Below are 20,585 nucleotides of genomic sequence, written 5' to 3'. Positions count from 1 at the left end.
GGGTTCAGATTTGGGCTGTAAGGTGGAAGATAATGCAGCTTTATTCCCAAATTTTCAGCCTCCTCAACGACCTCTTTTGAGCGATGATAACCAGCGCCATCAAGCACCATATGGATCACTGACATTGATGCATAAGCAGACCGAACTTTTCTAAAAGAAGTGATAATAGCTTCACCATTTACGGTCTTGAACTGATCGAAAACAGCCCCTGATAAGTTGTTCTGTTCAATCGCACCAACAATGTTTAACCGGGTACGGCTCCCCGTCGTGTTGATGATTTTATCAACCCCTTTACGAATCCATCCCGAGGTAATTTTAGTCGCTTGCGTTGGATGGACTGCATCCATAAACAGCAAGGCCTCATCCTCTGGCAATGAGGCCTTCAGGGTTTCATAGTGCTCGACAAACTCAGCCTGTTTATCGGCATCAGCCTTGTGCGGAATGCTCTTCGGTTTTTTGTAGGTGAAGCGGTTCTGGTGTAGCCACTTGTTTAGTCCTGAAACGGTGTATTTGATGTACCAGCAGCTGGCTCACATCTGAAATTTCAGTCGATTGCACTTATTGTATTAATCCAGCTTTGAACCCTCATATGACTATTACAAGCACATTGATTCCTATGACACAGGCTTTCTGGAAGCGGTTCAGGAGAATCAGAGGAGAGCTGGCTGTATAACGCCAGAGTTGTTATTTTTGGATATACAGTTTCTTAAAGGGCTGGCTTTTATTGAGCTTGGTTAAGAAAAATTCTAGGAGTCTGACCGAGAATAGCGTCCGAGCATAAAATTCAGTAGAACGAGTCAGCTTTTTCACTGAATTTGTGCGAATAGTTGACCTATTTAAGCAAATTCAGTGGAAAAGATGGCCGTTCTTTCTGGATTTTAGGCCGGGCTGTCTATTCTCGGTCAGCCTCCTAGATAGGCAGAATCTGAATGTCCAAGGTTTCAAGCTGTTTACCCGGGAATCTTTTTCAGAATATTCCCGATACTCTGCCGGATGAGCTCTTTCAGGAATTGCTGTCTGGTGATCAATTTAAAGTTGAGCGAATTGTCTCTCGTGGTCATACCACACCCAGTGGTGAATGGTACGACCAGGATTGGGATGAGTGGGTTCTGCTACTGACTGGCGCGGCTAAGCTCAGGATTGAATACAAGAAGGAGCTGATGGAACTGAGTCCAGGCGATTACCTCCATATTCCTGCTCATCAGAGGCATCGGGTGGAGTGGACTGACCCTGATCAGAATTCTGTCTGGCTCGCCATCCACTTCAAACCCTGAAAGCATTATTCTTTGTGGATCTGAATGACTTGGCAATCCGCTGAACCCTGGCTGAATCGTGCCGTTACCTGTTCTCCTTCAGTCAGTTGATCGGCATCTCGAATGAATTCGTCCCCTCTGGCTACAATGCTGTAACCTCGCGACAGGGTTGCAAGAGGGCTGACGGCATCCAGCATGCCTGTCAGTTGTTTCAGGCGACTTTCTTTTTGGTTTACAAGTGTTTGCACTGAAGAGTTAAGCTGGTTTTTTATCAGGTTCAGCTGACCTTGCAGCCGTTCAATGCGCCTGAATGGAGAAGATTGTGTCAGCCTGTCACTCAATCGCTGATAGTTTGCTGTGTTGGCTTGAAGGGCAATCTTCATGGATTGCTGCAGACGAATATCCAGATCATTCAGTCTCTGGTTATGTTCTCGCAAGCGTTCTCCTGGGTGACGCAAACGCAGACTGCTGTGATCAAGCTTTTGTGAAAGGGTTTGCAGGCGGTGCTTCATCAAAGTGTTCAGCTTGCGATTGAGTAGATTGAGCTTATTGAGTATTTCCTGTTGGTCAGGGCTGAGCACTTCGGCGGCAGCAGAAGGAGTGGGCGCTCTATAATCGGCTACAAAATCGGCTATGGTAAAATCAATTTCATGACCTACTGCACTGACGACGGGGATGTCTGATGCAGCAATGGCTCTTGCAACCCTCTCTTCATTAAAGGGCCACAGGTCTTCTAGTGATCCACCACCTCGACCGACGATTAGAACGTCAAACAGGCCGCTCTTATTGGCAGATTTAATGCCTTTGACCAGTTCGTCGGCAGCCTCTTTACCCTGGACGGCACTGGGGATAATGGTCACAGGAATTGAAGGGAAGCGTCTTTCCAGTACCGCAAGGATATCCCGAATGGCTGCTCCTGTTGGGGAGGTTACTACTCCAATATGGGAAGGTAGGGCAGGGAGTGGTCTTTTCCTCTCAGCATTGAACAGGCCTTCGGTGGCAAGTTTCTGCTTGAGTTCTTCAAAAGCTCTCTGGAGAGCGCCGGTTCCTCCTTCTTCCATATGATCAACAATCAGCTGGTAGTCACCTCGTCCTTCATAGAGGCTGACTCGCCCCCGCATAATAAGCTGCATACCTTCTGCAGGGGTAAATCGGATACTGCGATTACGATTTTTAAACATAGCGCAGCGTATTTGGGCGCCGGCATCTTTTAAAGTGAAGTACCAGTGGCCTGATCCGGGTCTGGCAAGGCCGGAAAGCTCGCCTTCAACCCTGACATTTCCGAACCGGGTCTCCAGCATTCTACGGGTTTGGCTGTTCAGTTCTGTCACGGTCAGGGGGCGCTGATTGTCCGTTTGACCAGTAGAACCCGGTTCAGCATGAAATAAATTCTGGCCTTGCATGAGAATGTTTATGCCATAGTCGTTGAGTGATTGGATTAAAGCTGAAGGCGACTGTTTTCTGGTGAATGTATTGAGCTCTGCAGCTATTAGTTAAGGCTGAGTAACAATATACTGGATAATTAAGGATCAGCCTATACATTCTCAGTTCCGGTGATTGTTGAAGTGGCTCATCGAACCGGCGTGCGTCCTGAGAGGCCACTTTCCATGGCAGTCATCGCATCCCTGATAGCCATTGTTGGAAGTCCTATCGCGGCTGCAACCGTTACTCTTCTTGGGTTCTTGGGTTCTTGGAGCCACCGGGTATCCAGTTAATCGATATTCTCAGTGTCACCATTCCGTCAACTGTAGTGGGTCTGTCACTGGCGGTACTTATTACCAATAAATTGGGTAATGAGCTGAGTGACGATTCTCAATATCAGAAAAAGCTTGAAGACCCTGAATGCAGAAAAAACTTGAGTTGTTCAGTTGATGCCCCAGGGGGTCGCCCTGGAATTGCCTTCCGCTTCACTGATAGCAATGTTCCCTGTTGTGAATGGGTATTTTTTTGTGCCCAACTACGGACCGATCATTACGGACCGATCATTGCTTCTCTTGATTTTGACCGAACGGGTACCATCCGAATAGGCCGGTATGTTCTCAACCATAGCTTTATGTTGCCAGGTTTGATGTCGATCAGTTTCTCTGTTGTAGTGGGCTTTTTCGTGGTGGATCTCGTTCTCTAAGTATGTTTGTACGCACATTCAAATTATTAGAATGGATTTTCTGTTTTATTGAAAATGATGTTGATGTATAATCGACGGGATTCTTTCCATCCATCAAATACACTCGGATCGGTAACAGGTAATGCTGAGAATCGCCCAAGAAGCCCTCACTTTCGATGATGTCCTGCTTCTGCCTGGATATTCAGAAGTTCTCCCCAAAGATGTTTCTCTGACCACAAAACTGACCCGCGAAATCGAACTTAAGATTCCTCTGGTCTCTGCAGCCATGGATACCGTGACTGAAGCCCGTCTGGCTATAGCCATGGCGCAGGAAGGTGGTATTGGCATCATCCACAAAAATATGACGGTGGCTCAACAAGCCAATGAAGTCCGCAAAGTCAAAAAACATGAAAGCGGTGTAGTCAAAGATCCCATAACGATAGATTCCTCTGCGACGGTTAGAGACCTTCTGGAGCTGACGGGTCGTCACAAGATTTCTGGTGTTCCGGTTCTGGATGGTAATGATCTGGTCGGTATCGTTACCAGTCGAGACGTTCGTTTTGTTTCTAATCTGGATATGATTGTGGCGGACATTATGACGCCTAAAGACAGACTGGTAACAGTAAAGGAAGGTACTGATCAGGAAACAGTGCGCAAGCTGCTTCACAAGCATCGAATTGAAAAAGTTCTGGTGGTGAATGAGGCGTTTGACCTGGTCGGTATGATGACTGTAAAAGACATCAAAAAAGCTCAGGACTACCCTAATGCCAGTAAAGATTCACACGGCCAGCTCAGAGTAGGCGCTGCAGTGGGTACCGGGCCAGAAACCCCTGAGCGTGTCGCTGCCCTGGTTGATGCGGGGGTAGACGTTGTCATAGTTGATACCGCCCATGGTCATTCCAAAGGTGTGATTGAAAGGGTTCGCTGGGTTAAGGAAACCTATCCTCATGTACAGGTGGTCGGAGGCAATATTGCTACAGGTGCAGCAGCCAGAGCATTGGCTGAAGCTGGTGCTGATGGTGTGAAGGTAGGAATCGGCCCTGGTTCTATCTGTACTACACGTATTGTAACCGGCATTGGTGTTCCCCAGATTACTGCTGTTGCCAATGTTGTAGCTGAACTGGAAGGTACAGGTATTCCGGTTATTGCAGATGGTGGTATTCGTTTTTCGGGTGACCTGTCCAAAGCCATCGTAGCGGGTGCCAGTGCGGTCATGCTGGGTAGCATGTTGGCAGGTACTGAAGAAGCGCCAGGTGAAGTTGAGCTTTTTCAGGGAAGAAGCTACAAGGCTTATCGTGGTATGGGTTCGCTCGGCGCCATGGCTCAGGCTTCAGGTTCCAGTGACCGTTATTTCCAAAGTACAGAAGCCGGTGCCGAGAAGCTGGTACCTGAGGGCATTGAAGGCCGTGTTCCTTATAAGGGGCCACTGAATGCCATCGTCCATCAGATGGTGGGTGGCTTACGTGCTGCAATGGGATACACGGGCTCAGGAGATATGAATACTATGCGCACGGTGCCTGAATTTGTTCGGGTGACGAATGCGGGTATGAAAGAGTCTCATGTCCATGATGTAACCATCACCAAAGAAGCTCCGAATTACCGCGTCGGGTAATTATCTAACTTGAGAATTCCCTTGAACTGTTGGCTGTAAATCCAGCAGTTTATTGAATTTCTGGTCAGTGACAGATTTTCATTCATCATGGATGAGACCTGTCATTGACCATGGCTGTTATACCTTTTTGAGAAGACACATGTCACAGGATATCCACGCTGAACGAATTCTGATTCTGGATTTCGGTTCCCAGTACACCCAGCTGATCGCCCGTCGTGTACGTGAAATAGGCGTTTATTGCGAGCTGCATCCTTATGATATGGATGATCAGGCTATTGTTGAGTTCGGCCCTAAAGCTGTAATCCTTTCCGGAGGCCCTGAATCAGTCACTGGAGAAGCTTCTCCTCGTGCACCTCAGGCTGTTTTTGATCTGGGTGTTCCTGTCCTGGGTATTTGCTATGGCATGCAAACTATGGCAGAGCAAATGGGTGGTAAGGTATCGACTTCAGATCTGCGCGAATTCGGTTATGCCGAGGTGAACCTGGAGAACAAGGTCAGGTTGTTTGATGGCATTGAAGATCATGTAGGTGAGCAGGGTCGCTTGAGTCTGGATGTCTGGATGAGTCACGGCGACAAGGTCTCCCAGTTACCGGAAGGCTTTGTTGTGGCAGCTTCAACGGATTCTTGCCCTTATGCCGCAATGGCTTGTGAGGCCAAGCAGTACTATGGCGTGCAGTTTCACCCTGAAGTCACCCACACCAAGCAGGGTGGGCGTATCCTTGAGCGTTTTATAGTGGATATTGCTGGCTGCCAGAAACTCTGGACTCCGGGTCAGATCATTGATGATGCGATATCCCGTGTCCGTGAGCAGGTGGGTGATAAAACGGTATTGCTGGGACTTTCTGGTGGCGTAGATTCGAGCGTTGTGGCCGCACTTCTACACAAGGCCATTGGTGATCAGTTGGTGTGTGTATTTGTAGATAATGGTCTGCTGCGCCTGAACGAGGGCGACCAGGTGATGGCCATGTTTGCTGAAAACATGGGTGTGCGTGTCATTCGTGCTGATGCTGAAGAACTGTTTCTGGAAAAGCTGAAAGGTGTTCAGGATCCAGAGGCCAAGCGAAAGGCCATCGGAAACACCTTTATTGAAGTCTTTGATCAGCATGCAACAGCTCTGGATAATGTTAAGTTCCTGGCACAAGGTACTATTTACCCTGACGTCATCGAATCAGCAGGTGCTAAATCCGGCAAAGCGCATGTCATTAAATCTCATCATAATGTTGGTGGTTTGCCTGATGACATGGCGATGGAATTGGTTGAGCCTCTTCGTGAACTGTTCAAGGATGAAGTACGCAAGATCGGTCTTGAACTGGGTCTGCCCTATGACATGGTCTATCGTCACCCATTCCCGGGGCCGGGTCTTGGGGTAAGGGTACTGGCGGAGGTCAAGAAAGAGTATTGTGACATTCTCCGTCAGGCCGACGCCATTTTCATTGAAGAGCTGCACAATGCTGGCTGGTACCATAAAACCAGTCAGGCATTTGCTGTGTTCCTGCCTGTTAAGTCTGTGGGTGTGGTAGGTGATGGCCGTCGCTATGAGTATGTGGTAGCTCTGCGTGCAGTAGAAACGATCGACTTTATGACGGCTCGCTGGGCTCACCTGCCGTATGAGTTACTGGAAAAAGTATCTGGCCGGATTATCAACGAGATAGAGCATATATCTCGTGTAACTTATGATGTGTCCAGTAAGCCTCCAGCCACGATCGAGTGGGAATAAAGGCGCATAGCTGACTGAGTAAAATGTGTGGCGGCTTGTCATTGATTCAATGGCAAGCCGTTTTTGTTTGCTCTGAAAAAAAATGGCAGATTAAATATCTGAAAATAATAGGGTTTTTAGAGAGTAAAGTGGCTTTACGTAAAACTCACAGTTGTCACTCTTGCCTCTATGTGCATAATTATTGACCATCAGGGGTGCCGTGGCAGGAAGTCGTCACTGCGTCCCTTTTTGTGATCCTCTTTATAATCACCATAAACAGGTGCTCAATATCAGGCATTACAGTCTGGCTAATGAGTCCATTATGAGTAGAAGGGCTTTCCCTGCGACCGCAGAGAAGCTCTCAAAACCATCAGTCATAGATCAATGAACTCCATTGCTCATGGCCAATAAAGTAGAGGCGCACCGTTTATCAGTAGTCCGGAGCAGGGTGACTCCGAATGTCCTGGGTTGATCAGGGCGGCAAATCGGATGAAAGGAAAAGGTGCCGAAGCAGAGAGTTCGTCAAACTCATTTGCTGGTGCTGCATCGAAGAGGTGTATCACTGTCACAGTTTTTACTGTGGAGCGCTACTGGACAATTGTTTCTGAACGACACTGCCCAAAAGACGGGTTGTTCGGCAACAGGCAAATACAGGGCTGACCAAGCCGTATTCTGCTTTATCCATTGCCCTCCTGATCCTATTTCGTGAATTAAGCTTAAATTCAGCAGCTATGGACGTTCTGCTAATTTGGCGTGTTCACTCACAAGATCAGTATTTATGGAATTACTTAGTTACAGCACATCCTTCTTGTCATTAGTTGCTCCTGCAGTGGCTATTATACTGGCGATTTTGACTCGCCACGTACTTCTCTCTCTCGGAGCAGGCATTCTTGCTGGTGCTCTGTTACTGACCAATTTCAGTGTAACCAGTACATTTTCCTATCTCATCAGCAGCTTTACCAAAGTGTTTTGGGATGATGGCCTGAATACAGGCAGTGTCTTTATTCTGATCTTCCTTGTCATGCTGGGTATTATTACGACGCTGATCGATGTATCAGGGGGCGCCAAGGCCTTTGGGGACTGGGCTCGGAAAAGAGTTAAAACTCGTCAGGGTTCACAATTGGTGACCGCATTGCTGGGTATCATTATTTTCATTGATGATTATTTTAATGCGCTGGCAGTGGGAAATATTGGTCGCCCTCTGACTGACAGTCACGGTGTTTCAAGAGCAAAACTGGCTTACCTCATTGACTCCACTGCAGCTCCTGTGTGTGTTATTACACCTGTTTCCAGCTGGGGGGCATACATTATTGCCCTGATCGGCAGTATTCTGGTGGCACATGAAGTGACGGATGTCAGCGCTATTGGTGCTTTTGTCAGCATGGTGCCGATGAATCTCTATGCAGTATTTGCTCTGGCTCTGGTGTTTTGTACTGCGACTATGGATCTGAATGTTGGACCCATGCTGACCCATGAGCGCCGTGCCCGGGCGGGTGAATTGTATGACAGCAGAAAAGGTACACCTCCGGGAGCCTCTGACACCATTAATAGTCATGAGAAAGGTACCGTTGCTGATCTGGTTATTCCTGTTCTGACACTGGTGATTGCAACGACTGCTTCCCTGATTGCAACAGGTGCTATGGCGCTTCAGGATGCGGGCACACCGTTCTCTATTCTGGGAGCATTTGAAAACACGAATGTGGTCAACTCTCTGGTTTATGGTGGTCTGGCGGGTCTGTTGGTTACGGCTGTCAGAATGATCGGCCACAATCTGGATGCTTCAACCTGGATTAAAGCCGTTGTAGAAGGTACCCGCTCCATGTTGCCAGCCATTTATATTCTGGTGCTGGCCTGGGTTCTGGTGGATATTATCAGTGCTCTGGAAACGGGTAAATTCCTGGCAGAGTTGGTGAGCAGCTCTGAGATTGATCCGGGTTATTTGCCACTGATCATGTTCGTAGTGTCCGGAGCTATGGCTTTCTCTACCGGCACCAGCTGGGGGACGTTTGGTATCATGTTGCCCATTGCGGGTGATATGGCTGCTGCGGCCGATATCGCCATGATCCTGCCTATGCTGGCTGCTGTTCTGGCAGGTGCAGTATTTGGAGATCACTGTTCACCCATATCTGACACAACCATTCTGTCCTCTACAGGTGCCTCCTGTCACCACATTGATCATGTAACTACCCAGCTGCCCTATGCCTTGGGTATCGCAGGTGTGGCTATGCTGGGTTATCTGGTAATGGGCCTGACAGACTCTTCTGTTATGGGCTTTCTGGCTTCCGGGGCTGGCTTTGTGTTGCTGGTGCTGTTATTCCGCAAGCTTTCGGGAAATGGGCTGGCCAAGTCTGCTGAGAATCTGGTGGCCGAATAAGGTTTAATCGATTCTGTAGAGGCAGCATAGATAGTTTTTCTTCTGTGCCTGCCGAAACAGCACATTCATAGTAAACTGTAATTAATACCACATCAGAAGGCATGGACGCCTTCACCCGGAGCAGGGACGCTATGAGTTTCGATAATCTGATGAAAGCCGTCGCCCACAATAATCAGCTGGGTGAGCTGGATTTTCGCGATAACCGCTATTACCTCACCATCGACAGCCGCATTGAATTTACCTGTTTTCAGGCCAATGGGCGATTCTTCATCCATGGGATCATTGCCCAGTTGCCAGCAGGCGAAAAAGATCGGGAAAATATACTCCGTAATCTGATGACAAAAACCGTAGGCTTAGCCACTACCCAGCGGGTTATTTTGTCGATCGAGCCTGAAAAAGAGGCCTTGGCTCTGCATTACTCATGCTCGCTGCAGGGGTTGGATGAGGAGTTGATTGAAGAAGCGCTGGCCGAGTTCGCCAATAATTTTGAGTATTACCTGATAGAAGTCAGTCAAGAACAGACGGTCATGCCGACCATGCCAACGATGATTATGCCATGACAGAACCGACTACCCATCACACTTTATTTGGTTGTCTGGTTACCTGGACAGAAAATTCATTCAATGGTTATAACGGTCTGCGCCAGGCAAACGAGACTTTTATAAAGGCGATCATTCGATACAGTCGATTTGATGAGCTCCATTTGTTTTTGCATGAAGGGCAAATCGCAGCATTCAGGCAAGATTGGAAACCATATCTCAGTCAGTATGGATCAGGTAAAAGTATCAGTATCTTGCCCGTTCATGAGCTGCCTGATTGTCTGCAGAATAATGGTTATACCGTTTTTCATTCTGGTGATCCCTATATCTCTGACCTGGCTTCCTTACGAGAAAGGCATGCATTCAAAGTATTTCCAATAACTGGCAGAGCTCATAGTCTCAGTGATGATGTGCGCTTATCTCGCGTTCGAGATTTGATTTTCTCACCATTAAAGCCCTGTGATTCCATTATTTGTAGCTCCAGTGCCCAAAAAACGGTAATGAAACGTTTGCTGTCTTCGGCAAGTGCCAGTGTCAGTGATACCGTTGGGGTGGCTGTACCCTACCGAGGGCAGGTGAGCCTGATTCCTCTGGGTATTGAACCTGCATGTCTGGAGGCCGATGGTCATGAGCCAGCGGCTTCACCTAAAGATAAAGTTCCTTCCATTCTCTGTCTTGGCAGGTTATCTGCGGCAGACAAAATGGATCTGCATCCATTGCTGCTGGCATTGAACGATTTGCTTGAAGAGGGGGTGGTTCCAAAGTTTCAGTTGGTGATTGCGGGGGCGGGTGATGCGTCCAGTGAATACGTTCGATCATTATTGGCTCAGGCCTATGAATTTAATTTGGAAGACTGCATCAGGTTTGAGCTTTCTGTCGATGATGAGAAGAGAAAGCAGTTGCTCTTAGAGGCGGATGTATTTGTTTCTTTGGCTGATAATGTTCAGGAAAGTTTTGGGTTGGCGCCACTGGAAGCAATGAAGGCAGGCATTCCCGTTATTCTTTCTGACTGGAATGGTTATCGTGATTTGATCGTTTCTGGGCAGGAAGGTTACTTGATCAAAACCGCTTCAGCCGATAACGATGTGATTTCCCGCTCACTCAGCCTTGTCAGTAAGGCGCAGGCTCAGCTCATCCAGGCTCAGGGAGTGGTGGTTGATATTGAGGCGTTGAAAAAAGCTCTGTCATCACTCCTGTTGGATGAAGTAACCCGTAAAGAGATGTCCAGGGCTGCGGTCCAGAGAGTGAACGAGGTATTTAGCTGGCCGTTATTGATAGATCAATACCACACTCTGGTAGAAGAGTTGGGGCAGCAGGCATCAAGAATACGTCATCATCAGGGCAGGGAAGTGGGTATGCCCTATCGAGATGTGTTTGGTCATTACGCTACCACTGCACTGGGGAGAGACGACAGCCTGGTGGCGACAGATAGAGGCTTTCGTGTGTTACTGATGTCTGAGAAAGGTTTTTTCTTCAGCCAATTGAGTCACCTCCTTGATAAAAACTCAATCAGAGATGTTATTCGAAAGCTGGTGACACCTGAGAAGGTCTGTGACCTGGAGAAAATGTTCCCGGACAAAGAGCAGTTATTTTTTTTGTTGTCCTGGATGCTGAAGTACCAACTGATTGAGTTCGCATCAGAAATAAAAGACGTCGTCGCTTGTTTAAACAGGTTGCCTGAATGGTTTAGAGCGGAAAAACAATGCAAGGTAGAAGGGTTGGTTTTTCCCGAACAGCTGAGATCGGTCTGGATAAAACCTTTTATTCATCAGTTTGTGCAGCTCTGTCAGAGTCATAGTGTGGGTGTTGATGGCTCCGATGGTGGTTTGATGCAGTCAATCGCTCAGGCGGGGCTTGAGTGGATGGACGACAGGTTGCTTCAGGCTATTGGCTGGTTTGCTGAAGATTGTGATCTCACCAGCTATGGTGAGGTGTTGAAGTTATTAGAATCCAGAGGAGTGCAGACGCTGGTTGATTCATACCCTCATTGGTATCGAAACAGTCAGAAAGAGTTTATTCAGCAATTAAGGCTGATCAGAACACTTTTGCGTCGGGTGAAACAGGATTTATCAGAGATAAACCATCAATTTTTTTCTCAGAGTACTGAGCCTGCTACCGGTCTTGTATCCATCAAAAATATGAAAATGGATCATGGGGCACCGGTCTTTCGGTTGCTGTTTAATAATGGAGAAAGTCTGGTCTATAAACTCAGGGATTTGTCCATTGATCAACTGTTGGTAGGCGAAAAAGGGAGTATGGCTCAGTCCTTGAATGGTTGGTTAAAAGACGGTGATGCTTTAGGGGTCTTCAAGATACTGTGCAAACCTTCCTATGGTTATGTGGAATTTATCGAGCCAGAGTCTGTTGCCGGGGTGAGTGATCTTGAGACCTACCATCGTCGTCTGGGTGTGGCGGGGGGCTTTTGCCTTATGGCTGGCCAGGCTGATCTTCATAGTAAGAATCTTCTTGTCCATGGCAATAAGCCCTACCTGGTTGATACAGAAACAGCTCTTCACAGTGCTGTCATAATGCAGTTGGAGAAAGAGCTTCAAAACCCTGAGCTGGGTTTTTTACGAGGCATGCAGGAGTCCAGTCTGGGTCAAATCGGACTTATGAAAATCTGGGAGAATTTTCAGGTCTTTCAGACCCGGTACAGTTCAGTAAAACTTGAAAACGGAGAGCTGGTGGTTGAAGAGCCACAACAGGTTTCGGCTTTCCTTGACCATATGCTGGTAGACAGTGACCGGCATTCTCTGGATGGTCGTCAGCCACCCCTGGCAGCATTGTATGCCAAGGCTTTTGTAGAAGGCTTTCACAGCTCTGTTTCTGCTATTTCACAAAATTCAGATGTGTGGTGTGACTCTCTGAGGTTGATGAGAGGTTGTGAAGTCAGGCATCAGCCGCGCTGGAACCTGAGCGACGCCCGCAAACAGTTTCGTGACCTGTATGTGGTCAAAGAGTTTCAGGGCATTTCCAGAGCACGTATTCAAGGGTATTTTCTTCGAATGGCCAGACGAATTACGCTGGGAGGAGAGGTCAGCCAGCGCTGGCTTGATATACCCTGGCAAGAATCGGTCAGTGAATTAGCTGAGTCAGTTGCCGAAGGGTGGATGGCTTTGGAGCAGAGAGGTTTTGTCAGAAAGCTGGGAGAACCAGGCGTTTATGTGCAGCAATATGATGGAGCTCTGCACGAAATTAGGGCTGATTATTTTTCTGTTGATACGATCGAGAAACAGGTTGAGCTAATTTCAAGTCTATCGAATGAGGGGCTTAGAGACCACTTTTTGAGCGCTTATCAGCAGATGATTGAAGACTGGTTTGGGCAGCATCTCAATGCGGGGGAAGGAATGCCTGAAGAGCTCAGGCAGGCTGTTCTGGAAATGCGGGTAACCAAAGGGTGAAAGGCTTAGCCTTTTCTGATGTTTTTCAGTAATTCTTTGGCCATTGTGGAGGTTTCTTCGTCACCTTCTTTGTTGGCTGTAGTCAGGTAATCTTCACCTTCCATGTTACGCCCTTCCATCATCAGCGCCATGCCGATAAAGGCTTTGACGGTAGGGTTATCAGGATCTTTTGGAATAGCTTCTTTGTGAAGAATTTCAAGAGCTTCCTGATTCATCTTCTTATTGATGAAGGTCAGGGCGAAACCCAAAGTAGGAAGAACACTGTCGGGTCGGGCTGATTCCAGGGCACTGAAAATACCGAAAGCATGCTTTGACATACCTACACTGGAGGCCATAAAACCTATATCTGCCAGGGTTTTGATCAGTTTTTCATCGGTCATGATTAGGCCTCTTTCTGTTTACCCGGCTTACAGCTTCTGAATGATGCTTTGGAGTGTGTCTTTGATGGATTTGATGACGCTGGATCTCAAACCCTCAATGATCATGTATTTGTTAAATTCAACCTGAAACTCCACCATGTCCTTGGTGTTGTTTGGGTCCATGTTAGTGATTTTGTCTTTTAATTTCTGATCAAGTTTCTCGGCGGTATCACCAAATACGGACTGAATATGATCAAAGTTAAATTGATTGGCTCCTGCAGTTCCCTGTTGTCCAGTAGACATAATTCCTCTCCCTGTCGGATCTCACTGTAGCCGTCAGATGGCTTCTAATCAGTGTTTTTTATGATGAGTGTTCCAGGTTTTATCGACAACTTCTGCAGCAGCCATCAAAGCGGTTATCATTCTGTCGTTGGTCTCAAATTCGTCGGGAGAAAGGCCTTTATCACGGGCTGTTTTGAGGCGAAATGCTTCCTCTACCAGTTCCTTAAGAACCTCTTCCCTGAGTTCACCTTGAGTGTCAAGAATCAGGCGATCTTCGAGGTCTGAGAGATGGATTTTCTCATTGTCGGTATTTTGATCCTTCACTTTTGCCTCCAAGGCGATATTTTATCCGGTCTGTGCCTTTTGATAATAAAAGATACTCAAGATTAATATCTTCAATTATATACCCGTTAGCCAGTTTTGCGCCGATCAGGTACTTTGCTCCGTCATCCATAGTCACAAAGGGGACTCTGCCCATACTCACTGCCCGAATCTTCAGAGAGGAGGATAGTGGCGTATTAATAACCCTGGCTGGAGCGCCAGCGGTTTTAGTAGCCAGTCTCAGCTGAGGCTGGTTGCCGTATCGTTTTCTGAAGCGTGTGACCACATCGTTCAGGTTATATACCTGTTCATCGTCCAATAGATGGCCTTCTAAAGTAATCTGGTTGGTTTTTTGTATTAAATGTATGCGTGGGCTGAGTCCTTTTTCCCTCAACATGGACTTGAGAGTGTTGAGTCGGCCAGCCTGATTCTCTACCTGATCAACAATAGAAACCAGTCCATGAACTTCCTGTTTCAGGGCTGCAGTGATTTTTTGAAGCTCTTCAGATGTTGGGACATAGCCTGTCATCACCAGTGAGCCGGGTGAGTTGTCCAGTTCCAGACTGAGGGATTTATGTCCCTGATTTTTCAGCAGAGCATCAGCATTGGCTCTTAATTCGCTCATGACAACCAGTTGTGAGCTGAAGGGGATTCCTTTTTCACGTAATTCACGCTGGATGGTTTGCTTGTCGCTCATTGTCAGGGTGTAACCGGAGATGAGAATGCTCTGGTCGGGAAGCTCTTTCAATTTGATGTTTTTCTGGTTCAGCTGGTTTCGGACTTTTTTCGCCTGGTCTAGATGGCTCAATTCCACTGGTTCATCATCCGACCCGCCTGAAAGTAGCAGTATAAATAACAGGAAAAATGATAAAAAAGCTGCAGGTACGCCAATGAGCCATTTTCGATCAATGTTCTTTAAAGGATTTTCGAACTCCTCAGATTCCTCTTCATCTTCTTCTCCCTGCTTTTTGTTGTCATCTTTCTGAGGTGAATCGAAGTCCCCGAGGTCTTCGCTCAGGCTGTTAAGGTCGTCACTATTGATGTCTTCTTCTTCATCATCAAGAAAAGCATCGGGAGCATCAGGGAAGTCATCGTCGTCTTCTTGTTCTGAATCTGTTTCCGGATCTTCCTCAGGGAGTGAGGGCTCAGGCTCGGGTCTTTGAAGTTCGGGCAGTGGCTGATCAGGCCACTCTGCATCAACAGGGCCTAATGAAAAAAACAGCTGGCTGGAGGTTATGATGTCAAAATGACTGGCCGTTACTGTTGGGCCCAGGGGGTGGCCATTATTGTACAGTAATCCGTCTTCAGATTGGCTGGATATGGACAGCTGACCTTCCGGACTGATACTTATGATCAGCTCCTGGTCGTTCAGTGAATCATCAGTCAGTACCAGGTCACACTGGTTGCTCTTGCCCAGTGAGTGATTGCCAGGTTCCAGAGGAATTTCAGCCCCCTGGTGATTACCAGAGAGTATTTTGAGATAAAACTCAATCATAGCCATCTACCCGAAGTGTTGTGGGGTAAAGGGCGCGCGTCGAAGGTTCGCTTTTCAAGGCTGGTCAATGGCAAAGTGATCGTCCTTTCAACCGTGAAAATCATTTCATCCCGGTGGCGAAATGGTTTCCTTAGTTCATGGCTGTTTGCGCTTTCCCGGGGCCTATCTCATATCATCGGTCTTGAAATGAAAAAGTGAAATGGCCTGGCTGGGCTGCCTTTTCCCTGATAAAGATCATAGAAACTTCGATATTCAGGCGATTTAAATATTAGGTTAAGTGAAACTACTTATCTTTTCCAGAGCTGTTTTTTTGATCTACATCTTCGAACAAAGTGCTGATAAGGTTAGAATCAATCTTCAAATAGCTGAAAATCCCCTTCAGGGTGATTGCATACCTCCTTTTTCAGCTATATGTATGCAAGTGCATTTCCAACTGGTTTACCTTGTCTCGTATAGAAATGCACAGAATCGGCTGTAAGAGCAAAGAGCCAATGAGTTTTTGTTGATGGATGTTTCTACGACAGAAGTCTGGCAGGCTCAAATAGAGCGAACCTCTTGCAGGACTATAAATGTGTGCGACATCTGGCAGACTCAGTGGGAGAAAGGTCGGGTGTCGTAGCATGAATAACAAGAAGAGAGCAGGCACTTATGGAAGCATCTTTCTGGAGCGATAAGCGTCCGGCAGGCGTTGCTGAAACCATCGACCCCGATCGTTATCCCAACCTTCTGGCCATTATTGAGGAACTTCTTGAAAAAAATGCCACTCGGCCGGCATTTACAGGTATTGGCCATACTCTGACTTATGGTGATATCGACCGTTACAGTCAGCAGTTTGCTAACTACCTTCGAGAGCACACTTCTCTGAAGCCTGGCGACAGAATTGCCATTCAGATGCCCAATTTGCTTCAGTATCCCATAGTGGTATATGGAGCAATCAGAGCAGGCCTTACTATTGTCAATACCAACCCTCTTTATACTGCCCGGGAAATGTTGCATCAGTTTAACGATTCTGGGGCCAAGGCTCTGGTGTTCATGGATAACTTTGGCCACCTTGTAGAAGAGGTCGTGGCAGAAACAAAGATAGAGCACCTGATTGTGACGAGAGTGGCTGACATGCTGCCTTTTGCCAAGCGAACTCTGATCAACTTTGCAGCCAAACATGTTAAAAAGATGGTAAAGCCGTTCAATTTGCCACAGGCTGTACCTTTCAGGGGGGCGCTTGCAAAAGGAAGTGCCTGTCAGGTCAGGCCTCTTGAAAAGTCTCCGTCTCCAGAAGATCCCGCAGTTCTGCAATATACAGGAGGCACAACCGGGGTAGCCAAAGGCGCTGTTCTGACGCAGCGTAATCTGATTGCAAATATGCTGCAGGCTCGTTCAGTGTTGTCTCAGCTGGATGAAAGTGGTCAGCCGGTTCAGCAAGTTGGCAGCGAAATAATTGTGGCTCCATTACCCCTGTACCATATCTATGCTTTTACTGTTCATCTGTTGTGCATGCCTTACATGGGCAATCAGAATGTTCTGATTGCCAACCCGCGAGATACCAAAACCTTTATCAAATTCATTAAACCCTGGCAGTTCACAGGGTTTATTGGTTTGAATACGTTGTTTGTCAGCTTGCTGAACCACCCTGATTTCAAAGAGTGTGATTTCAGTAAAATGAAGTTAACGCTTTCAGGTGGGACAGCTCTTCAGAAAGAGACCGGAGTGCGCTGGCGACAGTTCACCGGATGTCATGTTTCAGAGGCTTATGGCTTAACTGAATGTTCTCCTGCGGTCTGTATGAATCCGTTTGGTTCGATCTCTCAATTGGGTACGGCGGGATTACCGGTGCCCAGCACAGAATTGAAAGTGGTGAATGACGAAGGTGTTGCTCAGGCTATTGGTGAAAGAGGGGAGCTCTGTGTGAGAGGTCCCCAGGTTATGCAAGGTTATTGGAACAGGCCTGAAGCAACTGGTGAGGTGTTGTCTGATGATGGTTGGTTGAAAACCGGTGATGTGGCCATTATAAAAGAAGACGGCTTTGTGGAAATCGTTGACAGGATCAAGGACATGATTCTGATCTCTGGATTCAATGTTTACCCCAACGAAATAGAAGATATAGTGGCCAGTTTCGATCGGGTTGAAAACTGTGCAGCTATTGGTATTCCGGATGATGTTACTGGAGAACGTATCAAGTTATTTGTCATTCCTTCAGATGACGGGTTGAAAGAAGAGGACGTGGTCGCCTATTGCAGGGATCATCTGACGGCATATAAAGTTCCGAAGGATATTGAGTTTCGTCAAGAACTACCCATGACGCCGGTCGGCAAGATTCTGCGGAAGGATTTACGTAAGGAAGAGTTGGATAAGATCTCTTGATCTATAACCGCTAAGAATGTTTGCTCCCTGAGCATCTGGTGGCATAAAAATAGCCCTCTAAGAGGGCTACTCAAAGTGAGCATTAAGAAAGCCGGCTAAACGCCGGCTTTCTTGTATGAATCTCTGAAGACATTCTGGCGTGAGCTTATGTGCTGGTTTCAGCTTTGGCTTTCGTGTTTTTCTTCTTTGGGAAATATTGGCTGAGCGCTTCTGGATCACAGCTAAGCGCGTCGCTTGCCTCCGCCAGCGAGACAGGTGTAATGCTGGTTGAGCAAAGTTTCATGTTTCTGATACTGGCATCAAACCAGAACCAGTGATTGTTGTCAGATAAACATAATGCTCTGGCCGTATAGTTAACAGAAGGCACTAAGGGCACAGACGGAAAACCGTGAAGTTGTTTCTTGACGACAGTGGCATCAAGGCAAGAGTACGTGACGTTGTTATAGCGCCGTTCAAACCGGTTAAAGGATTGAGCGACCATCTGTTCCGCCATTTTGTCCTGTCTCAGACTCAACTGGTAGAGAGCCAGTCCACATATGAAGAGAATTATGATGCTTTCCATAATGAGTACCTCAAGGCTTTATTAATTAGTGCTAGCGTCCGTACCTGCTTTTTCTAAACCCTTGTCTTTATCAAACCATATTCCCCTTCTATCAGGGAAGCCCTCATATGGATTAGAAAGCATCATACTTTGTACCGAAAAGAGTATTTCTCTGTGAATTTTAAAAGCTGGGGTTAGAGCATTCATGATGACTCATGGCTGTTCAGTCCCCGGTTGCATGAAAAGAGTTGTACAAAAAGTGTTTGTGGTGATTACAGTGCCCAGTCTGCCAGCATTTGTTTTGCTATGGGTCGGTAAGCATCTTTACCGTATACCGCATCAACCAAGGCAAAACTGAAGCCCATAGCGCAGCCAGGCCCCTGAGCGGTAATTACTCGGTTTTTCTGATCCACCACGACCGGACTTTCTGGTTGTGGCAAAGCCCCTTCCAGCTGATCAAAGAAAGTGGGGTAGCAAGTTGCACGCACATTATCCAGAAGTGAGTGGTGTGCCAGAACAACGGCAGACGAAGCACAAATAGCGGCATACCATCGCTGAGATTTTTGTTGTTCGTTCAGTAGTTCTGTCAGGTGTGGATTGTCTCTCAAATTGGCTGCGCCCGGCATGCCACCCGGCAGTGCAATAAGATGAAAGTTTTTGTTCAGGCAGGCTTCGATGTGGCAGTCTGCAATTAATTTTATACCCCTGGATGCTTCAATCTCCAGGTCACCATCGGAAGTGCAGGCTGCTACAGAGACCTGTGCTCCAGCCCTGCGAAGCGTGTCAATAATGACGACGGCTTCGATTTCCTCGCAGCCATTGGCAACAGGAACGAGAATCTGCCTTGGCATAATGAAACCTCTTTGGTTGAGCCTTCGAATGCAAGCATGGTACCTGCTATGTGGAATGAAGTTTCACGGCAGGTGCTGCTAAGCCTGTTGAATCGTCAGTTCAACAGACTCATAAGCCTAGTAGGGATAGTTAATAAAGCCAGAGAGGTATGTTATAGGGGTTGTAAAAAAAGAGAAAAAATCAGGCAGGATGTGCCAGTTCGGCCTGATTGAGCTGTTGGAGTAGTGAAAAACCTGCGGAGTAACCTTTGTGGTAATCCGATACCAGTCGAGCGCGGTCTCGGGTGCTTCTGGTTGAGCTGAGTTGTGCATCCGGGGCTATTTCTGTAATCGAAATGCCTTTGCGCTTCAACTCATCCAGACTATCCAGAGTTTCATTGTAAATAGAGTACTGCTGGCGAATCAGCTCGGCGATTTCAGGCTGCTTTCTGAACTGCCATGCCAGTAATCTGTTGGCTGAAGAGGACTTTTTGCGAAACTGGCTTTCACGGCTGCGCAGAACAACAATCTGTTGATAGCCATCTTCGACGGCTTTCATGATTGGCAGAGGATCGGCAAGGCTGCCATCCACATGGTTTCTTTCATCAATGGCTATGGCATTGCGATAAATCATGGGCAGTGCGCTGGATGCCTTTAGAACGGTAAACAGCTGATCAAGGTCAAAGTGCTCATCAAAAGAGTGGTAAACAGGATAGCCTGTATTTGCACAGCTAGTGACAACCGAGAACTGTTTGCCCTGAAGATTGCTTCGGAACTTATCAATATTCATGTGTTGTCTCTGGATGCGGTCAAAAAGCCAATCCAGATCAAATAAGTTGCCGCCTTTCATGTGGCGCTTCAGGCTGATGAAGTGTGGTTCCAGGCAGGCACCGGTGTAGAGGTCGAGGTTGCGTCCTCGTTGACCGGCAATAAAGGAAACCAGATTGAGTGCTCCGGCTGAAACACCGTAGAAGCCATCGAACTGTCGATAGCGTTTGTCCATGAAGGCGTCCAGAATGCCGGCTGAGAATATACCGCGCATCCCACCACCCTCAACGACAAGAGCCGTTTTTGTGGGTGAACTGGCCTGTTGCTTCTGCATTGAGGTCCCAAACAGTCACGAACGATAGAGTCATCTTTCATCCTTTATTCTGAATAGAGGTATAGAAAGATTTTTTACAAAAAAATAAAGCCGGATAAACCGGCTTATATTTGGTAGCGGGAGCCGGATTCGAACCGACGACCTTCGGGTTATGAGCCCGACGAGCTACCAGACTGCTCCATCCCGCATCAAATCTTTTCAACAGTTCTCTGGTAAATAGACTGTCGTTGTAATGTGGTAGCGGGAGCCGGATTCGAACCGACGACCTTCGGGTTATGAGCCCGACGAGCTACCAGACTGCTCCATCCCGCACCGAAA

18 protein-coding genes, 2 tRNA genes and 1 riboswitch are annotated in these 20,585 nt (G+C 47.3%); of the genes, 9 read left to right on the top strand and 11 right to left on the bottom strand.

From position 1 onward, the window contains the following. A partial coding sequence (locus tag GZ78_RS09890; protein ID WP_152558696.1) for an IS630 family transposase occupies positions 1 to 515 on the bottom strand: 515 nt, incomplete at its 3' end. Between the two features lie 414 nt (positions 516 to 929). On the opposite strand from GZ78_RS09890, the gene GZ78_RS09885 reads away from it, so the two are divergent. Further along, complete coding sequence (locus GZ78_RS09885) at positions 930 to 1,274, top strand: cupin domain-containing protein (RefSeq protein ID WP_034835110.1); 345 nt, start codon at positions 930 to 932, stop codon at positions 1,272 to 1,274. A gap of 5 nt (positions 1,275 to 1,279) precedes the next feature. On the opposite strand, the gene xseA is transcribed toward GZ78_RS09885, so the two are convergent. Next, positions 1,280 to 2,656 (bottom strand): exodeoxyribonuclease VII large subunit, encoded by a 1,377-nt coding sequence (xseA, locus tag GZ78_RS09880; RefSeq protein ID WP_034835107.1) that lies wholly within the window; start codon positions 2,654 to 2,656, stop codon positions 1,280 to 1,282. Positions 2,657 to 2,806: 150 nt separating this feature from the next. Between xseA and GZ78_RS30965 the strand changes: the two genes are divergently transcribed. From GZ78_RS30965 to GZ78_RS09850, 7 genes are all read left to right on the top strand, one after another. Further along, positions 2,807 to 2,968, top strand: a complete 162-nt coding sequence (locus tag GZ78_RS30965; RefSeq protein WP_407919766.1) for an anaerobic C4-dicarboxylate transporter family protein — start codon at positions 2,807 to 2,809, stop codon at positions 2,966 to 2,968. Continuing rightward, positions 2,944 to 3,378 (top strand): anaerobic C4-dicarboxylate transporter family protein, encoded by a 435-nt coding sequence (locus tag GZ78_RS09875; RefSeq protein WP_034835106.1) that lies wholly within the window; start codon positions 2,944 to 2,946, stop codon positions 3,376 to 3,378. Before GZ78_RS30965 ends, GZ78_RS09875 begins: the two co-directional genes overlap by 25 nt. A 121-nt stretch (positions 3,379 to 3,499) precedes the next feature. Further along, on the top strand, positions 3,500 to 4,969 hold the full coding sequence (gene guaB, locus GZ78_RS09870) for an IMP dehydrogenase (protein WP_034835104.1): 1,470 nt from the start codon (positions 3,500 to 3,502) through the stop codon (positions 4,967 to 4,969). Between the two features lie 139 nt (positions 4,970 to 5,108). After that, complete coding sequence (guaA, locus tag GZ78_RS09865; RefSeq protein ID WP_034836343.1) at positions 5,109 to 6,686, top strand: glutamine-hydrolyzing GMP synthase; 1,578 nt, start codon at positions 5,109 to 5,111, stop codon at positions 6,684 to 6,686. Between the two features lie 384 nt (positions 6,687 to 7,070). Then, a riboswitch (Lysine riboswitch) is annotated at positions 7,071 to 7,263 on the top strand. Positions 7,264 to 7,443: 180 nt separating this feature from the next. After that, complete coding sequence (locus GZ78_RS09860; protein WP_051786014.1) at positions 7,444 to 9,039, top strand: Na+/H+ antiporter NhaC family protein; 1,596 nt, start codon at positions 7,444 to 7,446, stop codon at positions 9,037 to 9,039. A 131-nt stretch (positions 9,040 to 9,170) separates the two neighbouring features. Beyond that, positions 9,171 to 9,599 (top strand): CesT family type III secretion system chaperone, encoded by a 429-nt coding sequence (locus GZ78_RS09855; RefSeq protein WP_034835102.1) that lies wholly within the window; start codon positions 9,171 to 9,173, stop codon positions 9,597 to 9,599. Continuing rightward, entirely contained in the window at positions 9,596 to 12,979 is a 3,384-nt protein-coding gene (locus GZ78_RS09850; RefSeq protein WP_034835101.1) for a DUF4135 domain-containing protein, read from the top strand. The genes GZ78_RS09855 and GZ78_RS09850 overlap by 4 nt, the downstream gene beginning before the upstream one ends. A gap of 5 nt (positions 12,980 to 12,984) precedes the next feature. Here GZ78_RS09850 and GZ78_RS09845 read toward each other — a convergent pair whose 3' ends face one another. From GZ78_RS09845 to sctD, 4 genes are read right to left on the bottom strand one after another with little or no spacing between them, the layout of a single operon-like run. After that, the gene (locus GZ78_RS09845; RefSeq protein ID WP_034835099.1) at positions 12,985 to 13,359 is read right to left on the bottom strand and encodes a tetratricopeptide repeat protein; all 375 of its coding nucleotides are present in this window, start codon (positions 13,357 to 13,359) and stop codon (positions 12,985 to 12,987) included. A 27-nt stretch (positions 13,360 to 13,386) separates the two neighbouring features. Then, complete coding sequence (sctF, locus tag GZ78_RS09840) at positions 13,387 to 13,641, bottom strand: type III secretion system needle filament subunit SctF (RefSeq protein ID WP_034835096.1); 255 nt, start codon at positions 13,639 to 13,641, stop codon at positions 13,387 to 13,389. Between the two features lie 48 nt (positions 13,642 to 13,689). Then, positions 13,690 to 13,944 carry a hypothetical protein gene (locus GZ78_RS09835; RefSeq protein ID WP_034835094.1) on the bottom strand — a complete coding sequence of 85 codons (255 nt, stop codon included), beginning with the start codon at positions 13,942 to 13,944 and terminating at the stop codon, positions 13,690 to 13,692. Further along, positions 13,919 to 15,436: a type III secretion system inner membrane ring subunit SctD gene (gene sctD, locus GZ78_RS09830; protein ID WP_034835092.1), complete on the bottom strand. Its 1,518-nt coding sequence runs from the start codon at positions 15,434 to 15,436 to the stop codon at positions 13,919 to 13,921. Before sctD ends, GZ78_RS09835 begins: the two co-directional genes overlap by 26 nt. Before the next feature lie 648 nt (positions 15,437 to 16,084). Here sctD and GZ78_RS09825 point away from each other — a divergent pair. Beyond that, positions 16,085 to 17,794 carry an AMP-binding protein gene (locus GZ78_RS09825; protein WP_034835091.1) on the top strand — a complete coding sequence of 570 codons (1,710 nt, stop codon included), beginning with the start codon at positions 16,085 to 16,087 and terminating at the stop codon, positions 17,792 to 17,794. Between the two features lie 145 nt (positions 17,795 to 17,939). Here GZ78_RS09825 and GZ78_RS09820 read toward each other — a convergent pair whose 3' ends face one another. The 5 genes from GZ78_RS09820 to GZ78_RS09800 all read right to left on the bottom strand — a co-directional run bounded on the left by GZ78_RS09820 (position 17,940) and on the right by GZ78_RS09800 (position 20,579). After that, positions 17,940 to 18,356 (bottom strand): hypothetical protein, encoded by a 417-nt coding sequence (locus GZ78_RS09820; protein WP_034835089.1) that lies wholly within the window; start codon positions 18,354 to 18,356, stop codon positions 17,940 to 17,942. Between the two features lie 251 nt (positions 18,357 to 18,607). After that, positions 18,608 to 19,186, bottom strand: coding sequence for a DJ-1 family glyoxalase III (locus GZ78_RS09815; RefSeq protein WP_034835086.1), 579 nt, complete (start codon positions 19,184 to 19,186; stop codon positions 18,608 to 18,610). 181 nt (positions 19,187 to 19,367) lie between these two features. Then, a complete protein-coding gene (locus tag GZ78_RS09810; protein WP_034835084.1) occupies positions 19,368 to 20,267 on the bottom strand; it encodes a patatin-like phospholipase family protein in 900 nt (299 codons plus the stop codon). A 111-nt stretch (positions 20,268 to 20,378) separates the two neighbouring features. Beyond that, positions 20,379 to 20,455, bottom strand: a tRNA-Met gene (locus GZ78_RS09805). Positions 20,456 to 20,502: 47 nt separating this feature from the next. Continuing rightward, positions 20,503 to 20,579, bottom strand: a tRNA-Met gene (locus tag GZ78_RS09800). Positions 20,580 to 20,585 lie beyond the last annotated feature (6 nt).

It is taken from the genome of Endozoicomonas numazuensis (assembly GCF_000722635.1).
Lineage (GTDB): Bacteria > Pseudomonadota > Gammaproteobacteria > Pseudomonadales > Endozoicomonadaceae > Endozoicomonas_A > Endozoicomonas_A numazuensis.
Note: the sequence above shows the minus strand (reverse complement) of the source record. Positions and strands in the feature narration are given on the sequence as shown.

What these genes read in the sequence shown, in the direction of transcription:
- GZ78_RS09885 (WP_034835110.1), top strand. Translation starts at nt 930, where the DNA reads ATGTCCAAGGTTTCAAGCTGTTTACCCGGGAATCTTTTTCAGAATATT.
- xseA (WP_034835107.1), bottom strand. Translation starts at nt 2,656, where the DNA reads ATGCAAGGCCAGAATTTATTTCATGCTGAACCGGGTTCTACTGGTCAA.
- guaB (WP_034835104.1), top strand. Translation starts at nt 3,500, where the DNA reads ATGCTGAGAATCGCCCAAGAAGCCCTCACTTTCGATGATGTCCTGCTT.
- guaA (WP_034836343.1), top strand. Translation starts at nt 5,109, where the DNA reads ATGTCACAGGATATCCACGCTGAACGAATTCTGATTCTGGATTTCGGT.
- GZ78_RS09860 (WP_051786014.1), top strand. Translation starts at nt 7,444, where the DNA reads ATGGAATTACTTAGTTACAGCACATCCTTCTTGTCATTAGTTGCTCCT.
- GZ78_RS09855 (WP_034835102.1), top strand. Translation starts at nt 9,171, where the DNA reads ATGAGTTTCGATAATCTGATGAAAGCCGTCGCCCACAATAATCAGCTG.
- GZ78_RS09850 (WP_034835101.1), top strand. Translation starts at nt 9,596, where the DNA reads ATGACAGAACCGACTACCCATCACACTTTATTTGGTTGTCTGGTTACC.
- GZ78_RS09845 (WP_034835099.1), bottom strand. Translation starts at nt 13,359, where the DNA reads ATGACCGATGAAAAACTGATCAAAACCCTGGCAGATATAGGTTTTATG.
- sctF (WP_034835096.1), bottom strand. Translation starts at nt 13,641, where the DNA reads ATGTCTACTGGACAACAGGGAACTGCAGGAGCCAATCAATTTAACTTT.
- sctD (WP_034835092.1), bottom strand. Translation starts at nt 15,436, where the DNA reads ATGATTGAGTTTTATCTCAAAATACTCTCTGGTAATCACCAGGGGGCT.
- GZ78_RS09825 (WP_034835091.1), top strand. Translation starts at nt 16,085, where the DNA reads ATGGAAGCATCTTTCTGGAGCGATAAGCGTCCGGCAGGCGTTGCTGAA.
- GZ78_RS09820 (WP_034835089.1), bottom strand. Translation starts at nt 18,356, where the DNA reads ATGGAAAGCATCATAATTCTCTTCATATGTGGACTGGCTCTCTACCAG.
- GZ78_RS09815 (WP_034835086.1), bottom strand. Translation starts at nt 19,186, where the DNA reads ATGCCAAGGCAGATTCTCGTTCCTGTTGCCAATGGCTGCGAGGAAATC.
- GZ78_RS09810 (WP_034835084.1), bottom strand. Translation starts at nt 20,267, where the DNA reads ATGCAGAAGCAACAGGCCAGTTCACCCACAAAAACGGCTCTTGTCGTT.